Genomic DNA, 523 nt, shown 5'->3' with positions numbered 1-523 from the left:
TTGCTCAACCGTGCCGAGAGCGTGGCCGGGGTGACCCATGCCGGCACCGTGGCCGCGCGCCAGCGCCTGGACATCGGCGTGGGCCAGTTGAGCAACACCGACAGCGCCTTGATCTACAGCGATGGTGATGCGTCCATCGGCGGAGCGCTGGATGGCAACCAACAGGCCATCGGCAATGCCGCCCGGGTGGACAACCTCGGCTCCACCATCGAGATTGCCGGCACGCTGGCGCTGCATGCCAGCGCGCTGAACAACGTGCGTCAGAACGTGGTGGTGACCCAGACCACGAGCACCGCCGCGCCGGTGCGCCTGGATCAACCGAGCTGGCGCAACAACGGCAAAAATGCCCACAACGAGTTGCGCAGCACCAGTAACTACGGCGCCTACGAGATCTACTACCTCAACCCGCAGGACATCCTGCAGGACACGGTGTACACCACGCCGGATGGGTACCAGGTGCACCAGGCGACGATCCGGCTGACGGCGCAGACCAGCGCGTACTTCTTCGCCCGTGGCGCGTTGT

At 65.6% G+C, this 523-nt stretch carries 1 protein-coding gene; it reads left to right on the top strand.

Annotated elements, in window-relative coordinates:
• Positions 1-523: hypothetical protein (locus XANALMUS060_RS17335; protein ID WP_045739511.1), on the top strand; the 523-nt coding region annotated here is incomplete at both ends.

The sequence above is a fragment of the Xanthomonas sp. MUS 060 genome (assembly GCF_000963215.1).
In the GTDB taxonomy this organism is placed as follows: Bacteria; Pseudomonadota; Gammaproteobacteria; order Xanthomonadales; family Xanthomonadaceae; genus Xanthomonas_A.
The sequence above is the reverse complement of the archived record's forward strand: the minus strand, read 5'-3'. Positions and strand labels throughout refer to the sequence as shown.